The sequence below is a fragment of the Flexivirga oryzae genome, assembly GCF_014190805.1.
GTDB classification, from domain to species: Bacteria; Actinomycetota; Actinomycetes; order Actinomycetales; family Dermatophilaceae; genus Flexivirga; species Flexivirga oryzae.
Map to the genome: position 1 here is coordinate 1,812,503 of NZ_JACHVQ010000001.1, position 21,462 is coordinate 1,833,964.

General features: G+C 68.9%; 17 protein-coding genes. 4 read left to right on the plus strand and 13 right to left on the minus strand.

Translation table 11 applies throughout. The features are described 5' to 3' along the window. Positions 1-5: 5 nt before the first annotated feature. The 5 genes from FHU39_RS08415 to FHU39_RS08435 form a co-directional block, all read right to left on the minus strand. Entirely contained in the window at positions 6-839 is an 834-nt protein-coding gene (locus FHU39_RS08415) for a metal ABC transporter ATP-binding protein (RefSeq protein WP_183319935.1), read from the minus strand. Further along, positions 836-1,738 (minus strand): metal ABC transporter solute-binding protein, Zn/Mn family, encoded by a 903-nt coding sequence (locus FHU39_RS08420; protein ID WP_183319936.1) that lies wholly within the window; start codon positions 1,736-1,738, stop codon positions 836-838. Before FHU39_RS08420 ends, FHU39_RS08415 begins: the two co-directional genes overlap by 4 nt. Positions 1,739-1,822: 84 nt before the next feature. Then, positions 1,823-2,608 carry an alpha/beta fold hydrolase gene (locus FHU39_RS08425; RefSeq protein ID WP_183319937.1) on the minus strand — a complete coding sequence of 262 codons (786 nt, stop codon included), beginning with the start codon at positions 2,606-2,608 and terminating at the stop codon, positions 1,823-1,825. Beyond that, the gene (locus FHU39_RS08430) at positions 2,605-3,933 is read right to left on the minus strand and encodes a C1 family peptidase (protein WP_183319938.1); all 1,329 of its coding nucleotides are present in this window, start codon (positions 3,931-3,933) and stop codon (positions 2,605-2,607) included. Before FHU39_RS08430 ends, FHU39_RS08425 begins: the two co-directional genes overlap by 4 nt. A 40-nt stretch (positions 3,934-3,973) precedes the next feature. Next, a complete protein-coding gene (locus FHU39_RS08435; RefSeq protein ID WP_343065786.1) occupies positions 3,974-5,302 on the minus strand; it encodes an MFS transporter in 1,329 nt (442 codons plus the stop codon). Positions 5,303-5,504: 202 nt separating this feature from the next. On the opposite strand from FHU39_RS08435, the gene FHU39_RS08440 reads away from it, so the two are divergent. Beyond that, on the plus strand, positions 5,505-6,869 hold the full coding sequence (locus FHU39_RS08440) for an esterase-like activity of phytase family protein (protein ID WP_221185185.1): 1,365 nt from the start codon (positions 5,505-5,507) through the stop codon (positions 6,867-6,869). Between the two features lie 58 nt (positions 6,870-6,927). Here the strand turns inward: FHU39_RS08440 and FHU39_RS08445 are convergent, their stop codons facing one another. The 7 genes from FHU39_RS08445 to FHU39_RS08475 all read right to left on the minus strand — a co-directional run bounded on the left by FHU39_RS08445 (position 6,928) and on the right by FHU39_RS08475 (position 14,687). Continuing rightward, positions 6,928-8,820 (minus strand): HNH endonuclease signature motif containing protein, encoded by a 1,893-nt coding sequence (locus FHU39_RS08445; RefSeq protein ID WP_183319940.1) that lies wholly within the window; start codon positions 8,818-8,820, stop codon positions 6,928-6,930. Between the two features lie 342 nt (positions 8,821-9,162). After that, entirely contained in the window at positions 9,163-10,140 is a 978-nt protein-coding gene (locus FHU39_RS08450; RefSeq protein WP_183319941.1) for a quinone oxidoreductase family protein, read from the minus strand. 10 nt (positions 10,141-10,150) lie between these two features. Continuing rightward, positions 10,151-11,014, minus strand: a complete 864-nt coding sequence (locus FHU39_RS08455) for a DUF3626 domain-containing protein (protein WP_183319942.1) — start codon at positions 11,012-11,014, stop codon at positions 10,151-10,153. Further along, entirely contained in the window at positions 11,011-11,634 is a 624-nt protein-coding gene (locus FHU39_RS08460) for an L-threonylcarbamoyladenylate synthase (protein ID WP_183319943.1), read from the minus strand. The genes FHU39_RS08455 and FHU39_RS08460 overlap by 4 nt, the downstream gene beginning before the upstream one ends. Positions 11,635-11,667: 33 nt before the next feature. After that, entirely contained in the window at positions 11,668-13,323 is a 1,656-nt protein-coding gene (locus FHU39_RS08465) for a hypothetical protein (protein WP_183319944.1), read from the minus strand. Positions 13,324-13,712: 389 nt separating this feature from the next. Next, positions 13,713-14,246, minus strand: a complete 534-nt coding sequence (locus tag FHU39_RS08470; RefSeq protein WP_221185186.1) for a DUF1697 domain-containing protein — start codon at positions 14,244-14,246, stop codon at positions 13,713-13,715. A 6-nt stretch (positions 14,247-14,252) separates the two neighbouring features. Beyond that, positions 14,253-14,687, minus strand: a complete 435-nt coding sequence (locus tag FHU39_RS08475; protein ID WP_183319946.1) for an OsmC family protein — start codon at positions 14,685-14,687, stop codon at positions 14,253-14,255. Positions 14,688-14,741: 54 nt separating this feature from the next. Between FHU39_RS08475 and FHU39_RS08480 the strand changes: the two genes are divergently transcribed. Continuing rightward, positions 14,742-15,353 carry a histidine phosphatase family protein gene (locus FHU39_RS08480; RefSeq protein ID WP_183319947.1) on the plus strand — a complete coding sequence of 204 codons (612 nt, stop codon included), beginning with the start codon at positions 14,742-14,744 and terminating at the stop codon, positions 15,351-15,353. Positions 15,354-15,365: 12 nt separating this feature from the next. Here the strand turns inward: FHU39_RS08480 and FHU39_RS08485 are convergent, their stop codons facing one another. Next, positions 15,366-16,850 carry a glutamate-cysteine ligase family protein gene (locus FHU39_RS08485; protein WP_183319948.1) on the minus strand — a complete coding sequence of 495 codons (1,485 nt, stop codon included), beginning with the start codon at positions 16,848-16,850 and terminating at the stop codon, positions 15,366-15,368. A gap of 162 nt (positions 16,851-17,012) precedes the next feature. Between FHU39_RS08485 and FHU39_RS08490 the strand changes: the two genes are divergently transcribed. Together FHU39_RS08490 and FHU39_RS08495 are read left to right on the plus strand one after the other, a co-directional pair. Continuing rightward, on the plus strand, positions 17,013-18,182 hold the full coding sequence (locus tag FHU39_RS08490) for an exonuclease SbcCD subunit D (RefSeq protein WP_183319949.1): 1,170 nt from the start codon (positions 17,013-17,015) through the stop codon (positions 18,180-18,182). Then, positions 18,179-21,403 (plus strand): AAA family ATPase, encoded by a 3,225-nt coding sequence (locus tag FHU39_RS08495; protein WP_183319950.1) that lies wholly within the window; start codon positions 18,179-18,181, stop codon positions 21,401-21,403. The genes FHU39_RS08490 and FHU39_RS08495 overlap by 4 nt, the downstream gene beginning before the upstream one ends. Positions 21,404-21,462: the final 59 nt, after the last annotated feature.

Consider the following 21,462-nt stretch of genomic DNA (forward strand, 5'->3'; position numbering starts at 1 on the left):
TGTCCTCACGCGGAGACGGCCTCGGGGCCGCAGTGGTGGGACAGTTCGGGTGACTCGCCGCCGCCGACGACGATCACCCGGCCACGGACGCGCAGCACGTCCACCGGTGATCCGTAGAGCTGCGAGAGCCGTTCGGTGGTGAGCACCTCGTCGGGCGTGCCCACCGCCCATTTCCCGCCGACCAGATAGACGATCCGGTCGACGAACGGCAGGATCGGGTTGATCTCGTGCGTCACCATGACGATGGCGGTGCCGGACTCGCGGCGCCGCCGGTCGAGCAGGTCGAGCACACCCTCCTGATGACGCAGGTCGAGTGAGGTGAGCGGCTCGTCGCACAGCAGGACCTGCGGATCGCTCATCAGCGCCTGCGCGATCCGCAGCCGCTGCTGTTCACCGCCGGAGAGCCTGCCGATCGGCGCGTCGGCATACTCCTGCGCCCCGACCGCCCGGATCACCTCGTCCGCAGCCCGGCGCACGGCCCGCTTCGACCACGGAGCGCCGAACCGGTGCCCGTCCGCGCCGAGCGCGACCAGGTCACGGCCGCGCAGCCCGAGGTCGGGGTCGAAGATCTTCTGCTGTGGCACGTAGCCGACGTCGGAACTGCCCCGGGACGGGCGCTTGCCGGCCACCGTCACCGAGCCGCCGGACAGCCGCATCAGGCCGAGCAGCGCCTTCAACAACGTCGTCTTGCCCGCACCGTTCGGTCCGAGGATCGCGACGAACTCGCCGCGCCCGATGGTCAGGTCGAGGCCGGACCAGAGGGTGCGGTCGCCGATCGTGAGCGTCGCACCCCGGAAGTCGACCAGGGGCGGCGTTGCGGTGTCGATCACACTCGTCATGACGTCTTCTCCAACGCTGCGAGGAGGTTCTTGGCCTGTCCGAGCTGCCACGCCTGGTAGCTCGCGCTCCGGGGCGGCATGGTCTCCGTGACCGGCACCAACGGAACCCCCGCGTCCATCGCCTGCTTCTTCAACTGGTCCGTCTGCTTGTCGGTCACCTGACTGTTGTAGACCAGCGCCCGCACCGTGTGGTGCTGCAGAGCCTGGTCGAAGGCAACAGTATCGGCCGGGCTCGGGTCGTCGCCCTCCTCGACCGCCTGCGGGAAGCTCGCCGGTATGCCGAGCCGGAGTCCGGCGTCGGTCAGCAGGTAACCGGCGACGCGTTCGGTGTAGGCGATCTTCGCGCCGTCGTACCTGCCCTTGATGGTGTGCAGGACCTTCTCGACCGGGCGCAGCGCCTGGGTGAAGGCCGTGGCGTTCTTCGTGTACGCCGCGGCGTGCGTCGGATCGAGCTTCGCCAGCGCGGCAGCGATCGCCTGTGCGACCTTCGGCATCCTCGGCACGTCGTACCAGAGATGCGGGTTCGCGTCCGCGCCTTTCACACCCAGCACGGTGGCGACGGTGATCACCGTCTGGCCGTGCGCGTCGGCCATACCGGTCAGCTTCGACATGAAGTCGTCGTAGCCGACGCCGTTCTCGACCACGAGCTTCGCGTCCGAGACGGCGGCGGCGTTCTTCACACTGGACTCGTAACCGTGTGGGTCGACGTTGGGATCGCTCAGGATCGAGGTCACGTCGACGTGCGAGCCGCCGATCTGCCGGACGATGTCGCCGTAGACGTTGGTGCTCGCCACCACGGGGACCCGGCCGTCGGACTTCGCTGCCCCGCCCGAGCTCGACCCGCAGCCGGCCAGGAGCAGGGTCGGTGCGGCCGCGACGGCGAGCCAGCGCAATCTCACGAAACGTCTCCCTCAATCAGTATTGATATTCATTCTCGTTAAGGGAACGATAGCAGTCGCGCGAGCGGAACCCGAACCGGTGCGTCAGTCCGCCGGAGCGGCCAACCAATCGGCGATCGCACGGCCCAGCGCGGGGTTGGCCACGGCGCTCATGTGATTGCCGGGGATCTCGGCGAACGTCCCGTGCCCCACCAACTCGACCAGTCGCTCGGAGCCGGGCCGGTGGTCGGCGTCCTCCGCGCCGCACAGCGCCAGGAACGGTGCGGTGAGAGAGGCGAGCTCAGCCGGGTCGGTGCGCACGCTGGATCGCCAGATCCCGCGCAGCGCAACGGGATCGGAGCCGGTCTGGCGCATGAAGATGCGTGCCTTGCCGGCCGCGGAACGCTTGTCGACCTCCCGGTCGAGGTCGAACGCCTCCTCGTAGACCTCGTCGCGGGTGTGGAGGTTCTCGATCCCGTCGAGGCCCATCCCCGCAGCGATCAGCCGCCGTGGGCGCGCGCCCCGCAACCACATGCGGACGCTGGTGTGCGCGCCGAGCGAGTAGCCGCCGAGGTCGTAGTCGTCCAGCCCGAGGTGCTCGACGAGTGCCGCGCCGTCCATGGCCAGCACGTCGGGCGGGTATGCCGCTGCGTCGTGCGGCCGGCCGCTGTCACCGTGGCCGCGCAGGTCGGGCATGATCACCCGGAACCCCTTGGCAGCAACGGTTTTCGCGTGTCCGTAGCGGATCCAGTTGGTCAGTGCGTTGGACACGAAGCCGTGGATCAGCAGGAGCGGGCGGCCTTCGCCGAGCTCGCGCCATACGAGCTGGACGCCGTCGAAGGACGCGAAGCTGTGCTGGGTGATCTCACCCGTGTCGGGCGCGACGCTCATGCGAGGGAGCCCATCGGATCCCAGGCGGGCAGCACGATCGGCTCCGCCTCGAGCGCGGCCTGCAGGTCTGCGGGCAGCCGGTCGCGCGGTGCGGCGATCTCGAAGACGTATTCGCCGAACCAGGAGTCGTTCATCGTGTAGAAGCCCTTGTCGGCCTTGTCGTCGCCCCAGGAGTTCTCGACGCGCCACTTGCGCGGGGTCCCACCGTCCAGGTCGACACCGGTCAGCAGCATCGCGTGGGTCATCAGGGTCTCGTGCAGTTGCAGCCGCTCGGCCTTGTCCAGCGCGAAGGTCGTGTCGTAGACGCCGTCGAAGTCGTACAGCGCGGCGTCCCAGATGCCGAGGTCGCGCTCCATCATCTGCCCGACGTCGCAGCCGAACCAGACGGGTTCTCCGGAGGTGATCGCTTCGGCGGCGAGCGTTCTGAGTGTTTCGGCGGGCACGTTGAGGTAGCGCACGGGTGCCCCGTCGACGACGTTGCCGAGCCGGTCGACGGTGAAGGTGCGACCGCGGGGGCTGCTCGGGCGCGGGTCGTCGACGAGACACACGTAGTCGTCGACGTCGATCGTCACGTAGCGGTCGCGGAACTCCGCCGGCGTCATGCCGCCGTCGCGGTGGAACTCTCCGGTGTCATCGGTCCACTGCCAGTCGAATTTCGCCGGAGGTGTGCCGAGATGGATCGCGAGGATCCGGTAGGCGGCCGCCATCACCCGGGCGCGGGTCTCCTGGACCTCGGCGTCGTCCTTCGCCGCCCGGATGTCGCGGGCCGCCTGCCGGAGCAGGCTGCGCAGGTTCTTGTTCATCGCGGCGGAGTTGGACGAGGACTCGGTCTCCGGCATCACCGACTTGGGTACGACGCCGTACTTGCCGACGATCGCGGCGAACATGTTCCACTGTCCCCCGTCGCCCATCACGTCCTGCAGCAGCCAGGCGAGCGTGCGATCGTCCGCCGGCCGGTCGGCCAACTGCACCATCGACTCCAGGAAGTAGTTGCAGCGCTCCAGCTTGTCCCAGAAGAACGGGTAGTTCTGGGACAGCTCGAAGTCCTTGACCCCGAGGTTGTCCATCACCCCTGCCCGCAGCAGGTTGAGCCCGGCGAACATCCAGCACCGGCCGCTCTTCTCCTGGCTGGTCGCGGTCCATTTGTCGAGTCGGTGCGACATCGAGCGATCGGTGGTCGTCACGATCGACCGGTCGAGAGCGACCTTGGTGATCGGGCTGGTCGTGACGGCGTTCTGTAACAGCCGATTGACCGGGCGGGCGTCGAACTCCTTGCGGAGGAGCTCGACATCCTGCTCGGTCAACGGGGTGGAGGGAAGGGCCATGAAATCAGCTTCTCATGGGCGTGCCCGGCCTCCAAGAAGGTCAGCCGACGAGCTTCGAGCTGCGCTTCTCTTCGACCTCGTAGTCGTCCAACGCGCCTGCCGCGCCGCCGAATTCGTCCCCGACCTCACCGGCGACCTCTTCGGGTGCGTCCGCGCCCTCCACGTGGTGACCGTCCTCGTCCAGGCCCTTGTCGGCGTTGGCGAGCGTGCGGTGCGCGGTGCTCAGCAACAGCGCGGCCACGACGGCGGAGACCGCTGCGAGTGCGAACGGCACGTGCAGGTTGAAGTGCTCGACCAGCTTGCCCGCCACGAACGGGGCCAGACCGCCGCCGATGAAGCGGACGAAGCCGTATGACGCGGACGCGACGGGTCGCTCGACCGGCGAGACGACCATCACGGACTGGGTCGTCAGGGTGTTGTTGATGCCGATGAAGATCCCGGCCGCGATGACCGCGCAGATCAGGACCGTGCGGTTGGTGGGCCAGATCGCGATGAGCGCGAGATCCACGGCGAAGAGCGTGAGGGCGACATACAGGGTCGGTGCCGTGCCGAACCGGCGCTGCAGCCACGGCGCACCGAAGATCGCGAAGATGGCGACCAGGATGCCCCAGCCGAAGAAGACGAAGCCCAGCTGGATGGCCGACAGCTTCATCGGGAACGGCGCGTAACCGAGCATGGTGAAGAACGCCCAGTTGTAGAAGAGTGCGGCAACGCCCATGGTCAGCAGACCCCGGTGACGCAGCGCCTTCAGCGGCGCGGCGAGCGACGTGTGCGTCTTGGGTTTCGGCGTGGCCGGGAGGAAGAAGATCGTCGCGATGAGCGAGATGAGCATGAGCACGGAGACGCCGAAGAACGGGTAGCGCCAGTTGGCCTCCCCCAGCACGCCGCCGAGCAGCGGGCCGCACGCGATGCCGACGCCGAGCGCCGTCTCGTAGAGGATGATCGCACCGGCGAAGCCACCGGTCGCGGACGACACGATGACGGCGAGCGAGGTCGCGATGAACAGCGCGTTGCCGAGGCCCCATCCGGCCCGGAAGCCGACGATGCCGTTGATCGAACCGGCCGAACCGGCGAGGGCGGCGAACACCACGATCAGCACGAGGCCGGCGATCAACGTCTTCTTCGCGCCGATGCGACTGGACACCGCGTTGGTCACGAGCATGGCGACCGCGGTGACGACCAGGTAGCTGGTGAACAGCAGCGTCGTCTGACTGGGCGTGGCGTGCAGCTGGCTGGAGATCGCCGGCAGGATCGGGTCGACCAGCCCGATGCCCATGAAGGACACCACACAGGCGAACGCAACCGCGTACACCGCCTTCGGCTGGTTGAACATTGAGGGCCGCTTCTCCCCGGCCTCAGCGTGACTCACGCTTCGCTCCTTCGACTGGATGACTTCAGAACCACGGGAAACTATATGCATATTCTATGTATTTTTCAAATCGGGCACTCCGGACACCGGACTGTTCATCGACAGCACGTCGAATGCACACCTTCCGGCCACCTGGCGCCGATTGACTGCGCGTCGGCCACCGGCCACATCGAATGTCGTCCCACATCTCAGGAGAGCGTCCATGTCCCGTCGCGCTGCCGCAGTCCTCGCCGTCACCACCGCTGCGTGCGTCACCGCCGCACCGGCTTTCGCCGACTCCCACCACGGACGGCCCTCTGCCCGCGCCGCGGTGCAGCTCTACACCGAGTCGGTCAAGCCACTCGGCAACGTCGGCGGCGTGACGATCGACGGCGCCGGCTACGGGTCCTCCTTCGCCCTCAAGCCCGGATCGCGTGATGTCTTCTACGGGCTCACTGACCGGGGGCCGAACGTCGACGGCCCCGACGGCGTGAAGGTGGAGCCGCTCCCCGACTTCACGCCGGCCATCGGTGAGTTCCGGCTGCGCAACGGTAAGGCCACGCTGGTTCGCACGATCCCGTTGCGGGCGTCGGACGGCACGCCATACAACGGCCTGACGAGTCTGGCGGGCAACACCGGCGAGACGATCGTGGACCTGGACGGCAAGGAGTTGCCGGCGAGTCCGTACGGCTACGACCCGGAGGGGCTTGCGGTCATGCGCGACGGCTCGTTCTGGGTGTCCGATGAATACGGTCCGTTCATCACGCATTTCTCCCGCGACGGGCGCGCGATCGAGCGGCTGTCGCCCTTCGACGGTTCGCTGCCGACCGAGTTGTCCGAGCGCGAACCCAACAAGGGGATGGAGGGTCTCACCGTCACTCCCGACGGCAAGACCCTGGTCGGGATCATGCAGGCCGGTCTCAACGCGCCGGACGGCCCGAAGTCGAAGAACGTCAGCGCTGTTCGCATCGTCACGATCGACATACGGACACGTCGCACAGCCGAATACATCTACCTGCTGCACAGCGACGACAAGCCGTCGACCGCGGTCAGCGAGATCTCGGCACTGAACGATCACCAGTTCCTCGTGGACGAACGCGATGGCGAGATGGAGCCGAACGCGAACAAGAAGCTCTACCGGATCGACCTGCGTGGTGCGACGGACGTCGGGAAGTTCTCCACGGTCCGGAATTCGAGGTATGACGCGGTCGGCGGCGGGCTGCTCGTCTCGGGCCACACGATCGAGGGCATCGTCGGCAAGGATGCGACAGCGGCGGCGACGAACGACCTGGGGGCGGTCGGGATCAAGCCGGTCAGGAGCTCGCTCTTCCTCGACGTGGCGGGACTGGTCACCTCGATCGACCCGACCGGCGGCTTCTTCGGCCACGACAAGATCGAGGGTGTCGCGGTCGTCGACGGCGGCAAGCGGGTCGTCATCTCCAACGACAGCGACTTCGGGATCGACGGGCTCTCGAACGACACTGCGCCCTACCGACTCAAGGTGAAGACGCTCCCGAACGGCACGCAGGACACCGGTGAACTGCTGTCGGTCGACCTGGCCAAGGTCCCTGCCCGGTTCAAGCGCTGAGGGATCCGCGTCGAGACCGAGACCCGCGGTCACGGGCCGAACATGTTGTGTTGTCGTGTTATTCGGCGGGTGTGGTGGTGTGGGTGCGTCCGGTGGGGGTGGTCCAGGTGCATACGCCGTCGGGGGTCATGGTGACGGACCAGCCGGTGGAGTGCTTGGCGCGGTGATGGTGGCGGCATAGGCAGTGAAGGTTGGTCGGGGTGGTGTCCCCGGCCGGCCAGGGGGTGACGTGGTCGATGTCGCACCAGCGGGCGGGGCGGGTGCAGCCGGGGAACCGGCAGTGCACGTCCCGGGCCCGCACGAAGGCCGCGAGTTTCGTGCTGGGCCGGTAGTGGGTGTTACTGGTTGCGATGGTGACGCCGGTGTCGGCGTCGATGAGGGCGCGGGTGATCGTGGCCCCGAACGATCGGGACAGTTCCTGGATGACGGCGGCGGGGATGATCCCGACCCCGGGCACGGTGGCATCACCGAGCCACGCTGTCACCGCGGGCTGCAGTGACGATGGTGGTGTCGCCGGGGCCGGTGGTGATTGGCCCGGTGACCTCGTCGTGGTGTCGCAGTCTCTCGGGTGTTCGTGTTGCTGGTGTTCGTGCTGCTGGTGGTGTTGCCAGTCGTCCCGGTCGTCCCGGTAGTCGTCCGGGTCGCACTCGTCGTCGGGGTCGGGTGGGTAGAGGCGTTGCAGGAGGTCGTTGAACTCGGTTTCGATCTGCGCTTCGGTCTTCAGCACCGTCCGCGCACCACCGCCGCCGCCGCTGTCGTCCGGCGATGGAACGGGTGTGCCGTGCGGGAAGACGCTCAGGCCGGTGATCGGGTGTGCGAACGCGGCCGGCCACCCCGGAGTGCACCCACCGACCCCAGCGCTGCCAGGGACTGCGCTGCCGGTTCCGGTTGCTGGTGGTTGGAAGGCGGTGCCTTCGGCGGTGCGGTCTGTCCCACTGTCACTTGTCATGCCGTTGGTGGCGCCGGTACGGGTGTGGATGGGGATTTGGATGAGCAGGTTGGTGGTGACCTGGGCGTTGTTGAGGATGAGGTCGGTCAGGGCGTCGGCGCGGCATTCGGCCAGTGTTTTGGTGGTGGTGGTGTCGGTGTGCAGGTGCCGGGCCAGGTCGTCCACGGCGGCCATGATTTTCGCGGCTGCCGTACTGGGCAGGATGGCGTGCAGGTGGCACAGGCCGGGTTCGTCGTCGGGGTGGGTGTACACGCCGATCCGGTCGCGGCGGCGTCGGGCGGCGGCGTTGCCGCCGGCGACCGGGTCGAGGGCCGCCAGGGCCTTGTGGGTGCGGTGTTGCAGCTGCCGGGTGGATTGGCGGGCCAGTAGGTCGATGTTGGCGTCTTCGGCGGCGACGGCTTGCGCGTGGGTGAGCCCTTCGCGGGTGGCGGGGTCGTCCGGGTCGGCGCCCAGCAACGCGGTCTCGATCTGCCGGGCCAGGTCCAGGGTGATGGGGTCGCCGTCGTCGTTGACGGTGCTGACCCGGCCCAGGGCCCGGTGGATGGTGCTCAGTTTGGCCGGTTCCAGCCGTCCGGCGGCGACCTGCCGGAACAGTCTGGGGGTGCGGGTGATCGCGTCGCTGGCCTCGGCAACCCGGTGCACGGCGTACCCGGGGGTCCACCCCAGCAGGGGCCCGACCTCACACCCGATGTATTCGTCCTGGTGCGCCCCGATCGCGTGCCGGACCTGCCGGGTCCTCGACCCGTCGGGTTCGTCATGGTCGGGGATCACGGTTTCTTCGACCGCGGCGGCTTGGGCCAGGCGGGCGGACTGGATCGCCCAGGCGGTGTTCAGCACCTGTTGCGCGGCGACGGTCTGCTGCAGCAGGTCGTGTTTGGTCAGGGTGATCTCATCGAGGCGACTGTCGTCGAACGCGGCGGTCAGCAACTGCATCGCCGCATGGAGTTTCTCCGCGGCGGTCATGCCCGCACCAGGTGCGGTGTTGTTGGTGTTCCCTCCCATGAACTTATGGTACGCGTGTTCGATGCTGGTGGCAAGGGTTGATCGCCTGTATTTCGTGTCCTGTCAGTGTTTTTCGTGGATTCGCCGGTGTCCCGGGTTGTTGGTGCGCGTGGTGGTTGACCTCGATACGTCCTCGCCTAGCGGCTCGGACTACTCGGCCAACGCAGGGGCGGTCACCCAGCCCGGCGCGGGGGTGGTCACCCGGCCAGCTCGGACTCGGACTACTCGGCCAACGCAGGGGTGGTCACCCAGCCCGGCACGGGGCGGTCAGCCAGCCCGGCGCGGGGCGGTCACCCAGCCCGGCGCGGGGGTGGTCACCCGGCCAGCGCCACAGTGGGCTGATCAGGGGATCAGGAGCAGCTTCCCGGTCGTCCCGCGTCCCTCGAGCGCCTCGTAGGCCGAGGCCGCGTCGTCGAGTGCGAAGCGGGCACCCACCTGCAGCTTCAGCCGGCCGTCGGCCAGCTGCCCGAGGATGTCGTCGGCCCGCCACAGCAGTTCCTCGCGGTCCGCGACGTAGGACACCAGGGTCGGGCGGGTCACGAAGAGGGAGCCGAGCCGGTTGAGGACCTGCAGGTCGAGGGGCTCGACCTGGCCGCTCGCTCCGCCGAAGAGCACCCCCATCCCCCGCGGTCGCAACGACTTCAGCGAGGCGTCGAAGGTGGCCTTGCCGACACCGTCGTAGGCGACGTCCACGCCCCGCCCGGCCAGCTTCCGTACCTGTTCGGCCAGCGCGTCGCCGGAGAACTCGCGGTAGTTGATCAGGTGCGCAGCGCCGAGCTGCTCTGCGATCGCCAGCTTTTCGTCGCTTCCGGCGGTCGCCACGACCGATGCGCCCTTGCCGGTGATGAGCTGCACCAGCAACTGTCCGACTCCCCCGGCGGCCGCGTGCACCAGCGCGATCTGGCCGGTCTCGACGGGCCAGGTCGAGTTGACGAGGTAGTGCGCCGTCATACCCTGCAACATCGCGGCTGCAGCGACGTCCAGGTCGAGCCCGTCAGGCACCGGGACCGCCTTGGCCGCAGGGATGTTCGCGACTTCAGCGGCGCTGCCCATCGGTCCCGCCCATGCGACCCGGTCACCGACGGCAACGCCCTCGACCTCCGGGCCGACCGCTTCCACCGTGCCGGCGCCCTCCTGGCAGAGCACGAACGGCGTCTCCATCGGGTAGACGCCCTGCCGCTGGTAGACGTCGATGAAGTTCACACCCACTGCGGCCACCCGCACCTGCAACTCACCTGTTCCGGGGGGCGCGACGTCGACGTCTCGCACTTCGAGGACGGATCGGTCGCCGGGTTTCGTCACCAGAAGAGCACGTGTCATGGCTGCCAGCCTAGTGAGTCACCGGCGTCCCGCGCCCTTCGGTGGTGCCGAACCGAGCCGTGTAGTGCCAGACCCGTTTCACGGCCTGCAGATCCGCACCGCCGAGCCGCGCCCGGTCGCCGATCAGCCTCGGTGTGAGCCGACCGTCGAGCGCGATATCCCTTGCCAGTGCGACGATCTCGTGACCGCGATACTCGGGGTGCGCCTCGATGTCCGGCACAGAGGCGCAGAACCCGTGGTGCCACTCCACCGCGCACGGCAGCCGCTGCGCCACATCCTCGACCCGGGTGCCACGGAAGCTGGGATCGAGCACGACCGCCTCCACGTCGTCGGCCAGCGCGAGGTGCCCGTGCACCTGCGCCTCGACGTAGTCGTCGAGCAGGTCGCGAGTGTCCGCATCGGCCAACGCGGTCAGCCGGCACGCCGTCGCCACTGCGAGATCCGACGGGTCATCGACGCTGTCCGGATAGCAGAACGTCGTGCGCTCCAGGGTGTGCGCCGCCAGCCTGATGTATGACGAGCCGAATCTCGGCGACGCACCCGTGCTGCGACGTCGATGGTTCAGAGCGCCGTACTTCGGGCGCAGGTCGGGATCGGCTGCGTCATACGCCCCGCCGAAAAGCGCGCTCTCCCAACGAAACCGGTCTCCGCCCTCGAACGCGGTCAAACCACCGTTGCTGGTGCCCGTGACGAACTGGGACGCGTACACGCCCTCCCTGGCCAGTCGCTCGATGACGAGCTCCGACGAGCCGGGGCCGGCGAACCGGTCGGGGTGGAAGCTGCATGTGACGCGCAGCGTGGGGTCGAGGGCGGGACCGCTCGCGCGAGCCCGAACATGTGCGAGGGCGCGTTCGACCGGATCCGGCTGCTTCACGCCTCGAACGGTGCCGGGTCACCGGCGCCGACGCGAGTCACCTCGGCATACCCGCCCGAGAAGTCGACGACCGTCGTGGGCTCCACACCACACTCCCCGGAGTCGATCACGGCGTCCACCTGGTGGTCCAGCTCCTCCTTCACCTGCCAGCCGTCGGTGAGCGGCTCCTCCTCGTCCGGCAGGAGCAGCGTGCTGGTCATGATCGGCTCGCCGAGCTCGGCGAGCAGCTCGCGGGCGACCGGGTGATCGCAGATCCGCACGCCGACGGTCCGCTTCTTGGGCTGCAGCAGCCGGTGCGGCACCTCGGACGTGGCCGGCAGGATGAACGTGTACGGCCCCGGCGTCGCCGCCTTGATCGCCCGGAAGATGCGGTTGTCGACGTGCACGAGCTGCCCGAGTTGTGCGAAGTCGCGGCACATCAGGGTGAAGTTGTGCTTGTCGTTCAGCTGCCGGATCCGCACGATCCGGTCACGGCCGTCCCGGTTGCCGAGCGTGCAGCCGAGGGCGAAACACGAGTCGGTGGGGTAGGCGATCAGTCCGCCGTCGCGCAGGATCTGCACGGCTTGCGCGATGCTGCGCGGCTGCGGGTCCTTGGGGTGCACGTCGAAGTAGCGAGCCATGCGCCTACCGTACGTCCTGTCCTCCCAAGGGCATCAACCCTTGGGAACTCTCGCGGCACTGGTCTTCGAGACGGTGGCGTATCCCGTCTTGCGGCCTGTCACACGCACGGTGATCTTCTTGCCCGCGTCGGCGGCAGTCACCTTGTGTGAGGCACCTGTCGCGCCCTTGATCGCAGTGCCACTGTGCAACCACTGGTAGGACAGGGTTACCGGGCTCGGCTTCCACGCCCCGGGCACTGCTTTCAACGTGCTGCCGACCTTCGCGGTCCCGGAGATCTTCGGTGTCGGCGTCGCGGTCAGCTTCAGCAGCGGGATCGCTCTCGCGGCGCTCGCCTTCGACACAGTGGCGTAGCCCGTCTTGCGGCCTGTGACGCGAACGGTGATCTTCTTGCCCGCGTCAGCGAGGGAAACCTTGCGTGAGGCACCTGTCGCACCCTTGATCGCAGTGCCGTTGCGCAACCACTGGTACGACAGGGTTACCGGGCTCGGCTTCCACGCCCCGGGCACTGCTTTCAACGTGCTGCCGACCTTCGCGGTCCCGGAGATCTTCGGTGTCGGCGTCGCAGTCAAAGTTCGGAAAAGTGTCAATTGGTAGGGCTTTCCCCACGAAGCTTCGCTGTCCGTGCCGTAGATCATCACGTAGACGCGCCCAGCCGGAAGTGCCAGCGCCTTCGCACCGAGCGACTTCCCGTTCCAGTCGCCACCGTCCAGATAGAAGTCGTACAACTCATCACCACTCTGGTCGTAAACCGCGACCTCATACGCAGTCCCGGTCCCCAACCCCGACGGGAACGTCAACGACAACTTCCCCCGACCCGCCGACGTCACGTCATACGCAAAATAGTCATGGTCACCCCAGCCGGCCGCCAACGATGAACCCGACACCGTCCTGCCCAACGACTCCACATCCGCCGACGCGGTGGAAGTATTCGGCTCCGTCTCCACCACCCCAGCAGCCACGGAAACCGTCAGCTGGTAGGGCTGTCCCCACGAAGCTTCGCTGTCCGTACCGTAGATCATCACGTAGACGCGCCCAGCCGGAAGATACGTCGCTTGCCCGGCGAGCCACTTCCCGTTCCAGTCGCCACCGTCCAGATAGAAGTCGTACAACTCATAACCACTCTGGTCGTAAACCGCGACCTCATACGCAGTCCCGGTCCCCAACCCCGACGGGAACGTCAACGACAACTTCCCCCGACCCGCCGACGGCACGTCATACGCAAAATAGTCATGGTCACCCCAGCCGGCCGCCAACGACGAACCCGACACCGTCCTGCCCAACGACTCCACATCCGCCGACGCGGTGGAAGTATTCGGCTCCGTCTCCACCACCCCAGCAGCCACGGAAACCGTCAGCTGGTAGGGCTGTCCCCACGAAGCTTCGCTGTCCGTACCGTAGATCATCACGTAGACGCGCCCAGCCGGAAGATACGTCGCTTGCCCGGCGAGCCACTTCCCGTTCCAGTCGCCACCGTCCAGATAGAAGTCGTACAACTCATAACCACTCTGGTCGTAAACCGCGACCTCATACGCAGTCCCGGTCCCCAACCCCGACGGGAACGTCAACGACAACTTCCCCCGACCCGCCGACGGCACGTCATACGCAAAATAGTCATGGTCACCCCAGCCGGCCGACAACGACGAACCCGACACCGTGGTGCCGAGCGCGACGGCGTTGGCAGTCGCCATCGAACCATTTGGCTCCTGTTCACTCACGGTTGACGCATGCGCCTCGGGTGCAGCAACCATCGGGAGCATGGCGGCAATCAGAACCGCCGCGAAGAGTCCGGCGAACCAGCGCAACGGGCGAAATCGGGGCGCACCAATGACAGGAGTAAGCATGACTCTCCGCAGGATTCAGGGGTCCCGTGATTCGTCCGTGGGTCCCGGTGGACGAATACAAGCGCCCTCGCCATACCCCTGTCGACAAATGTGCGGAGGTCACCGCCACTCGCAAGAAACCCCTGTGTTGCCCCACGTTGTGCACGTTCGCGCTACGGCGCCGGACCGGCTTGCCGGCGCGAGGAGCAACGTCGTCTCGAAACCAGGTTCCGGCGCACTTCCGCCGTCGTCCTGGGTCACGCCCACTTGTCCGCCAGGGTCCGCACGACCTTCAGATCACGCGTGGTGGCAACCAACCCACCGCGCTCCATCCGGGCATTGGAGATCTTCGCCTCGTGTGCGGGTTTGCCCAGCCACCAGTGCAATTCGCTTCCATCTGGGTGCAGCCGCTCCCCCGGCACGTCCCAGTCGGCCAACTCCGAGCGGCGGTCCGGCGGGAGCGGGTCACGGAAGAAGGTGACGTAACGCCGCAGCGTCGCTCCGTCCAGCGGGTCGGTCAACGAGTCCGCCCGTTCGACGGTCGCCAGCAGCTGGGCCGGGCTGCGCACGATGCATGGTATGGCGAAACCGAACTCCTCCTCCAGCAGCGGCTCGAGTGTCGCCGCGACCTTCGCGCCGCTGCGCGTCGGGCTGCCGATGAGCACGTTGCCGCTCTGGATGTGGGTCTCGACGTCGGCGAAGCCGGCCCCGGTCAACACTTCCCGCAGCCGCTGCATCTTCACCCAGCGACCACCGACGTTGACCGCACGCAGGAAGACGATGTGGCGCACCGCCACTCACTCCGCCTGGTGGGAGGTCACTTCGGTCGGCAGCATGACGGTGCGACTGACCGTGCACAACCGTTCGTGCGACTTGCGGATCGACTCGGGCAGGATCTCGCGTGCAGCGTCCCCGTCCGCACCCTCCGGGAACTCGACCCGGAAGGTGATGTCGATGGGCCCCATGTGGTTGCCCTGCTCGTCGCGCAGCTTGTCACCCTCGGCCGTCACCTCGAAACGCGTGGGCTCACTGCGCCGTGCGGTGAAGATGTCTACGTCGATGCCGGTGCACCCGGCGATCGCCGCGAGCATGATCTCCACCGGGGTGAACTGGTCGTCCCCGCCGCTGCCGAAGTCGAACGTTCCGCCGCGCGCGTTGGTGGCGCGGAACTTGCCCGGCGACGTACGGGTGATGGTGACGGCGCGGTGCGCGTCGGAAGGCTGAGTCGTCATACCGCAAGCCTGCCACGCGGGCCGTTTCGGGCGCGCCTGAGTACCGTGTGCCACGTGAGCGCACACTCCGACCACAGCATCGTCCTGATCCGCCACGGCGCGACCGAGTGGTCGCGCAACGGCCGGCACACCGGCACGACCGATCTGCCGCTGCTACCGGAGGGCGAGGCGGACGCGCGCAAGCTGCGCGACCAACTGGACGGCCTGGACATCGTCGCGACATTCTGCAGCCCGATGCAGCGCGCACGGCGCACCGCCGAGCTCGCCGGCCTCGACGACGTCCGGATCGACCCGGATCTGCGCGAGTGGGATTACGGCGCGTACGAAGGACTTTCGACGCCACAGATCCGGGAGAAGCTCGGCGACCCGTCGTGGGAGATCTTCGCCGACGGGGTCGAGCCCGGCGACACGCCCGGCGAGACCGTCGAGGACGTAGCGGCCCGCGTCAGTCACGTCGTGCGGCGCGTGGTGCCCCTGCTCGAGGTCGGCAACGTCGCGCTGGTGGCGCACGGGCACTCGCTGCGGATCTTCGCCGCGATCTTCCTGCGCCAGGAGGCGCGTATGGGCGCTCAGCTCATCCTGAACGCCGGATCGCTGTCCACGCTCGGCTTCTACCACGGCACACCGTGCATCCAGCGCTGGAACACCGGCGGCGACTACGCCTGACGCCCGGGGCCGTCAGCTGGGGACCTCCCAGGTGTGCACCGGGTCGCCCGCGTGCATCAGCTCCAGGTAGCGGCGCAGCATTCCGTTGAGCGCGCTCGCGCGGTCCTTGCCCTGCGCCTCAAGGGATCTCACGCAGTCGATCTGCCAGGAGGCGCCGTTCTGCCCGGTGCGGCACCGGTCCTCGATGACACCGAGGTAGCGATCCCGGACGTCCTGCGCGACGCCCCACTCGGCGAGGCCCTCGTTGGCCAGCGGGAGCAGGTGGCGCAGGGTCAGCTCGTCGGCGCGCACCTCGCCGAAGCCGGGCCAGTAGACCTTCGCCTCGATGCCCCGCCGGCAGCACTCGGAGAAGTTGTCGGCGGCAGCGTCGAAGCTCATCCGGGTCCACACCGGGCGGTCGGAGTCGGCGAGCATCCGGGCGACACCGTAGTAGAAGGCGCTGTTCGCCATACAGTCGATGATCGTCGGCCCGGCCGGCAGCACGCGGTTCTCGACGCGCAGGTGCGGCTTGCCGTCCACGATGTCGTAGATCGGCCGGTTCCAGCGGTAGACGGTGCCGTTGTGCAGGCGCAGCTCGTCCAGGTGCGGTGCGTCGCCGGCCTCGAACACCGCGACCGGGTCCTCGTCGGTGGACTCCGGCAGCAGCGCCGGGAAGTAGCGCACGTTCTCCTCGAACAGGTCGAAGATCGAGGTGATCCAGCGCTCCCCGAACCACACCCGCGGCCGAACACCCTGGTTCTTCAACTCGATCGCGCGTGTGTCGGTGGCCTGCTCGAACAGCGGCACCCGGCTCTCGTGCCACAGTTCCTTGCCGAAGAAGTACGGCGAATTGGCCCCGATCGCCATCTGGATGCCGGAGATCGCCTGCGCGGCGTTCCAGAAGTCGGCGAACCGGTGCGGCTGCACCTGCAGGTGCAGCTGGACGGACGTGCACGCGGACTCCGGCGCGATCGAATCGGCATACATGGCAAGGCGTTCCCCGCCCGGGCCCTCGATGTCGATGAAGATGTCCTCGCCGCGCGCGGAGAAGATCGCCTCGTTGAGCGCGGCATACCTCGCGTTGGCGCTCATCCACTCGGTGGTGAAGTGCTCGGGCATCAGGGTGGGCAGGATCCCGATCATCGCGATCTGGGCGCCGGCCTCGTTCGCCTTCTTCTCGGCGCGGTTCAGGCTGTCGCGCAGGTCCTCCTCCAGCTTGAGCGCCGAGTGGCCGGGCATCGGGCGCGGACTGACGTTGAGCTCGATGTTGTACTGCCCGAGCTCGGTCTGGTAGTCCTCGTCCGCGATCGACTCCAGCACGCTCGCGTTGCTCATCGTCGGCTGCAGATCGTCACCGACCAGGTTCAGCTCGATCTCCATGCCGGTGAGCTGGCGCTCGAAGTCGAAGCTGTGTGTTGTGAGCATGCGCTCGAACACGTCGAGGTCCTGGTGCACCTTCTCGCGGTAACGCTGTCGTTGCTCGCGGGTGTATGACGTGGCGGCGACGTCCTTGCCCATGATGAACCTCCTCGGATCAGCGTGACGCCACGCTTGCACATTCTGGAAGCCGTCGGCGGCAAAACGCCAAGAGCTTCTTCCGCGGCGCCAGCATCCGGACGAGATGCCACACGCCGGGCCGGCTCCACGCGGCTGTCGGCACCGGCTTCTAATGTGCCTTCCATGCGCTTCCTGCACACCTCCGACTGGCACCTGGGTCGCCGCTTCCACGGCGCCTCGTTGCTGACTGCGCAGGCCCGCTACCTGGACCATCTGGTCCAGACCGTGCGCGCGGAGCGGGTCGACGCCGTGCTCGTCGCGGGCGACGTCTACGACCGGGCGCTGCCCGCGCCGGACAGCATCGAGTTGCTGGACGAGAACCTGGCCCGGCTGCGTGACGCGGGCGCCGCGGTCGTGCTCTCGTCGGGCAACCACGACTCGGCGATCCGGCTCGGCTTCGGCTCGCGCGTGCTCGAACACGGTGGCGTGCACATCCGCACCCGGGTCGGGTCCGTCGGACGGCCGGTGCTGCTCGGCGACGTCGCGATCTACCCGCTGCCCTACCTGGAGCCGGCCCTGACGGCGCCGGCACTGGACGCCACCGAGCCGACCCACGCCGGTGTCCTGCGGGCCGCGATGCGGCGGGTGCACGCGGACCTGATCGGCAGGAACGTTCCGGGCGTCGTCATGGCGCACGCGTTCGTCGTGGGCGCCACGTCGTGCGAGTCCGAGCGGGACATCAGTGTCGGCGGTGCCAGCGCGGTTCCCGCAGCGACCTTCTCGGGCCTGGCGTATGCCGCGCTCGGCCACCTGCACGGCGCCCAGCAGGTCGGCGAGGTCGGCCGTTACAGCGGCTCACCGGTGGCCATGTCGTTCTCGGAAGCGACGCAGCGCAAGAGTTCCGTGCTGGTCGACATCAGCGACGGCGAGGTCACGACGCAGCTCGTCGATGCGCCGGTGGACCGGCCTCTGGCGATCCTGCGTGGCACGCTCGCGGAGCTGCTGTCCGACCCCGGTCTGGCGCACGCCGAGGACTCCTGGTGCCAGGTGACGCTCACCGATGCCACGCGGCCGTTGGGGGCCATGGAGCAGTTGCGCCGACGGTTCCCGCACACCGCGCAACTGCTCTTCGACCAGCCGGTGCCGCGGCTGCAGGGCGCCCGGTACACCGCCCGTGTCGCCGGCCGGGGCACCCTCGACCTGTGCTGCGACTTCCTGGCGCACACGCGCGACGGCGCCGGGCCGACCGACGACGAGCGCCGGCTGCTGCGCACCGCCGTCGAGGCGACCCGGGTCGCCGGTGACGCACACGAGGGCCCCGCCCGCACCCGCGCCGTCGACGGTGTGGCATGAAACTGCATCGCCTGCGGTTGCAGGCGTTCGGGCCGTTCGCCGGCTGCGAGGAGATCGACTTCGACGACCTGGCCGCCGACGGACTGCACCTCATCCACGGCCCGACCGGCGCGGGCAAGTCCAGCATCCTCGACGCGATCTGCTTCGCTCTCTTCTCCGGAGTCCCCGGCAGCCGCATGCAGGGACGCAACAGCTTGCACAGCGACCACGCGGCACCGACCACCCGACCCGAGGTCGAGTTGGAGTTCACCGTCGGCGGCCGGCGGTTGCGGGTGCAACGCTCGCCGGAGCACCAGGTCGCGAAGAAGCGCGGCACCGGTACCCGGTCCCAGCGTGGTGCCGTGCACCTGGAAGAGCTGCGGTCCGGTCGGTGGGCGACGGTCAGCACCCGTGCCGACGAGGTCGGCCAGGTGATCGGCGAATTGCTCGGCATGGGCCTGGCGCAGTTCGCCCAGGTCATGCTGCTCCCCCAGGGCGAGTTCACCGCGTTCCTGCGCGCCAAACCCGACGACCGGGGCAAGTTGCTGGAGCGGCTGTTCGACATCAGCGACTTCGCAGCCGTCGAGCAGTGGCTGGTCGACCACCGCAGGACCCTCGAGACCGAGACCACTCGCGCCGACGCCCGGCGCGCCGCGCTGGTCGCGCGGGCGCGGGAGGCGCTGAGCGCCATACCCACCGACGATGCGCACCAGAGCACCCCGTGGCCCGATCTCGACGACGCCGGTGGCGTAGCCGCGCTGCACGCGCTGTGCGAGCACCTCTCGGAGCGACTCACGGAGGCGCTGGCCGAGGCGGACGGTGCGACCGCCACGGCCGAGCGGCTGCGTGCGCGGCTGGCCGACGAACGCACGCTCGCGGGTCTCCAGGGCCAGGCGCACGGCGCCCAGCAGGTCCTCGACAGACTCGCCGCGCAGGCAGCCACGGTCACCGCCGCCGAGCAGCAACTGGAGCGCGCACGCAGAGCCGACGGTTGTCGTGCGGCCATTGCTGCCGTGCAACGCCGGCGGGTGGCGCTCCGGTCTGCAGCAGCCGCGACTCGTGACGCACGCGGCGCCTTGGCCGCGTCGAGCCGCTGGCCGGTTCCCGAGGCGCACGGTTCGGGTGCGATCTCCGAGAGCGCGCTGCAGCCGCTGCACGAGCGGGCGCTCGCCGGCAGCACGGCACTGGCCGGGCAGCCGGAGTTGGTGCGGCAGTCCGAGGCGACGGAAGCGGAGTTGCGGTCAGCGGAGCGGGAGCACGAGCGCGCACACGACAGCGCGGTCCGATGCGCGGCCGCCGTCGCCGATGTCGCCGCACAGGTCACCGCCCTCACCACACGCCTCGACGACCGCCGCCCGCGTGCGGCCACCGATCGGCAGTGGCGGGCGTTGCTGACGTGGGTCGACGCCGCCGGTCGGGCGGCCGGTGCGGCGGTCACCGATCTCGAGCACGCGTTGCAGTGCGAGGACGAGCGCCGGGTCGCGCAGCAGGAGTGGGCGGCCGCGGAGCAGGGGGTGATCCGGTTGCGCCAGGCACGTCTGACGGGCATCGCCGCGGAGCTGGCGGCCGACCTGCGGCACGGTGCCCCCTGTCCGGTGTGCGGGTCCGTCGATCATCCGCACCCGGCACCGACCGACCCGGACCACGTCGACGCCGAACAGGTGGCCGCCGCCGAGGAGGTCGCGGCCGCCGCGCTGTCACGGTCCGAACGCACCGCATCCCGGTGGTCCGCGGCCGGCGGACGGGCCGAGCGCAGCTGCGGACTGCTCCGGGACGCCCTCGATCCGCCCGATCCGGACGTCGAGCACCCGCCGTCGGCCGACGCCGGCCTCGACGCCGCACTCGCCGAGCTGCGCTCGATCGCCACCGCGGCACGCCCGGGCGTCATCGGGCTGGGAGACACCCTCGCGACCGAGTCGCGAGCAGTCGGCGGGGACGACCTGCTCCTGCTGCAGACGCTGCGTGCGACGCTCGGCGCCGTGCGTGACACGGTCGCCGAGGGTGCCGCGTCGGCTGCCGGCGCCGCCGACGAGGTTCGAGCGCTCGAGGACCGGCTCGAGCAGCTGCGCGCCGACGAACTCACCGCCGAGCAGACAGCCGCAGCAGCAGCCGAGACCGCACGGAGCGCGCAGGGCCGCGTCGCGGCGCTGGAAAACCGGCTCGCCGCGGCCCGCGAGCGACTCGACGAGCTGATCCACGAGCACGACACGGTGTGCGGGTGCTCGGGCGAGACCGACCCTGCTGCGGCTCACCTCCGCTGCGTCCAGCAGCTGACTGCGCTGACGACCGCCGCCCAGGCCGAACGCGTCGCCGCCACGGAAGCCGCCAGCGCACTCGACGACGTCGACGAGGCGCTCCGTGAGCACCGGTTCGAGGACCTCGCGGCCGCCACGGCGTCCGTGCTCCCCGAGGCGGACCAGCGGCGGCTCCGTTCCGTGGTCGACGATGCGCGGACCGAGCACGCCAAGGCGACCGGCGTGCTGGAGCAGCCCGAGGTGGCGGCCGCACTCGCCGGCGGTCCCGCCGACGTCGCCGGTGTCACCGCGGAGCTGTCGGTGGCCGAGCGGTCGGCACGGCACACCCAGGAGGCCGTGGGTGACGTGCGCCGCGCGTTGCAGAGCATCGAGCGCATCGCCGACGACCTGCAGGCGCACGACGAACACAGCGCGCCGCTGCATCGGCAACTGGCCGTGGCGACATCGCTGTCGGCCGCGGTGACCGGCTCCGGGGACAACGTCATGCGGATGCGTCTCACGGCATACGTGCTGGCCGCCCGGCTGGAGACCGTCACCGCCCTCGCCAACGAGCGGTTGCAGGTGATGAGCGGCGGCCGCTACCAGTTGGAGCACACCGACGAGAAAGCCGGCCGCGGCACCAAGAGCGGTCTCGGCCTGCGGGTGCGCGATGCGTGGACCGGGACGGCGCGGGAGACCTCGACCCTCTCCGGCGGCGAGTCCTTCATCGCCTCGCTGGCTCTCGCCCTCGGGCTCGGCGACGCGGTCCTGCAGGCCGCCGGCGGCCGAAGTCTGGAGACGCTGCTGGTCGACGAGGGCTTCGGATCCCTCGACGAGGACAGCCTCGACCAGGTGCTAGACGTGCTCGACGCGCTGCGGGCCGGCGGCCGCAGCATCGGCATCGTCAGTCACGTGCCCGAGTTGCGTGCGCGCATCCCGGCACAGATCCGCGTGCACAAGACGGTCCGGGGGTCGACGCTGCAGGTGGTCGCCGCGGGCGCGGCTTGACCTGCCCCGCTGTGCGTCGCCACGCCGCGGACGTCTCGGCATCGCCCGCTGCCGCATGG

What these genes read in the sequence shown, in the direction of transcription:
- FHU39_RS08415 (WP_183319935.1), bottom strand. Translation starts at nt 839, where the DNA reads ATGACGAGTGTGATCGACACCGCAACGCCGCCCCTGGTCGACTTCCGG.
- FHU39_RS08425 (WP_183319937.1), bottom strand. Translation starts at nt 2,608, where the DNA reads ATGAGCGTCGCGCCCGACACGGGTGAGATCACCCAGCACAGCTTCGCG.
- FHU39_RS08430 (WP_183319938.1), bottom strand. Translation starts at nt 3,933, where the DNA reads ATGGCCCTTCCCTCCACCCCGTTGACCGAGCAGGATGTCGAGCTCCTC.
- FHU39_RS08440 (WP_221185185.1), top strand. Translation starts at nt 5,505, where the DNA reads ATGTCCCGTCGCGCTGCCGCAGTCCTCGCCGTCACCACCGCTGCGTGC.
- FHU39_RS08445 (WP_183319940.1), bottom strand. Translation starts at nt 8,820, where the DNA reads ATGGGAGGGAACACCAACAACACCGCACCTGGTGCGGGCATGACCGCC.
- FHU39_RS08450 (WP_183319941.1), bottom strand. Translation starts at nt 10,140, where the DNA reads ATGACACGTGCTCTTCTGGTGACGAAACCCGGCGACCGATCCGTCCTC.
- FHU39_RS08460 (WP_183319943.1), bottom strand. Translation starts at nt 11,634, where the DNA reads ATGGCTCGCTACTTCGACGTGCACCCCAAGGACCCGCAGCCGCGCAGC.
- FHU39_RS08465 (WP_183319944.1), bottom strand. Translation starts at nt 13,323, where the DNA reads ATGGCGACTGCCAACGCCGTCGCGCTCGGCACCACGGTGTCGGGTTCG.
- FHU39_RS08475 (WP_183319946.1), bottom strand. Translation starts at nt 14,687, where the DNA reads ATGACGACTCAGCCTTCCGACGCGCACCGCGCCGTCACCATCACCCGT.
- FHU39_RS08485 (WP_183319948.1), bottom strand. Translation starts at nt 16,850, where the DNA reads ATGGGCAAGGACGTCGCCGCCACGTCATACACCCGCGAGCAACGACAG.
- FHU39_RS08490 (WP_183319949.1), top strand. Translation starts at nt 17,013, where the DNA reads ATGCGCTTCCTGCACACCTCCGACTGGCACCTGGGTCGCCGCTTCCAC.
- FHU39_RS08495 (WP_183319950.1), top strand. Translation starts at nt 18,179, where the DNA reads ATGAAACTGCATCGCCTGCGGTTGCAGGCGTTCGGGCCGTTCGCCGGC.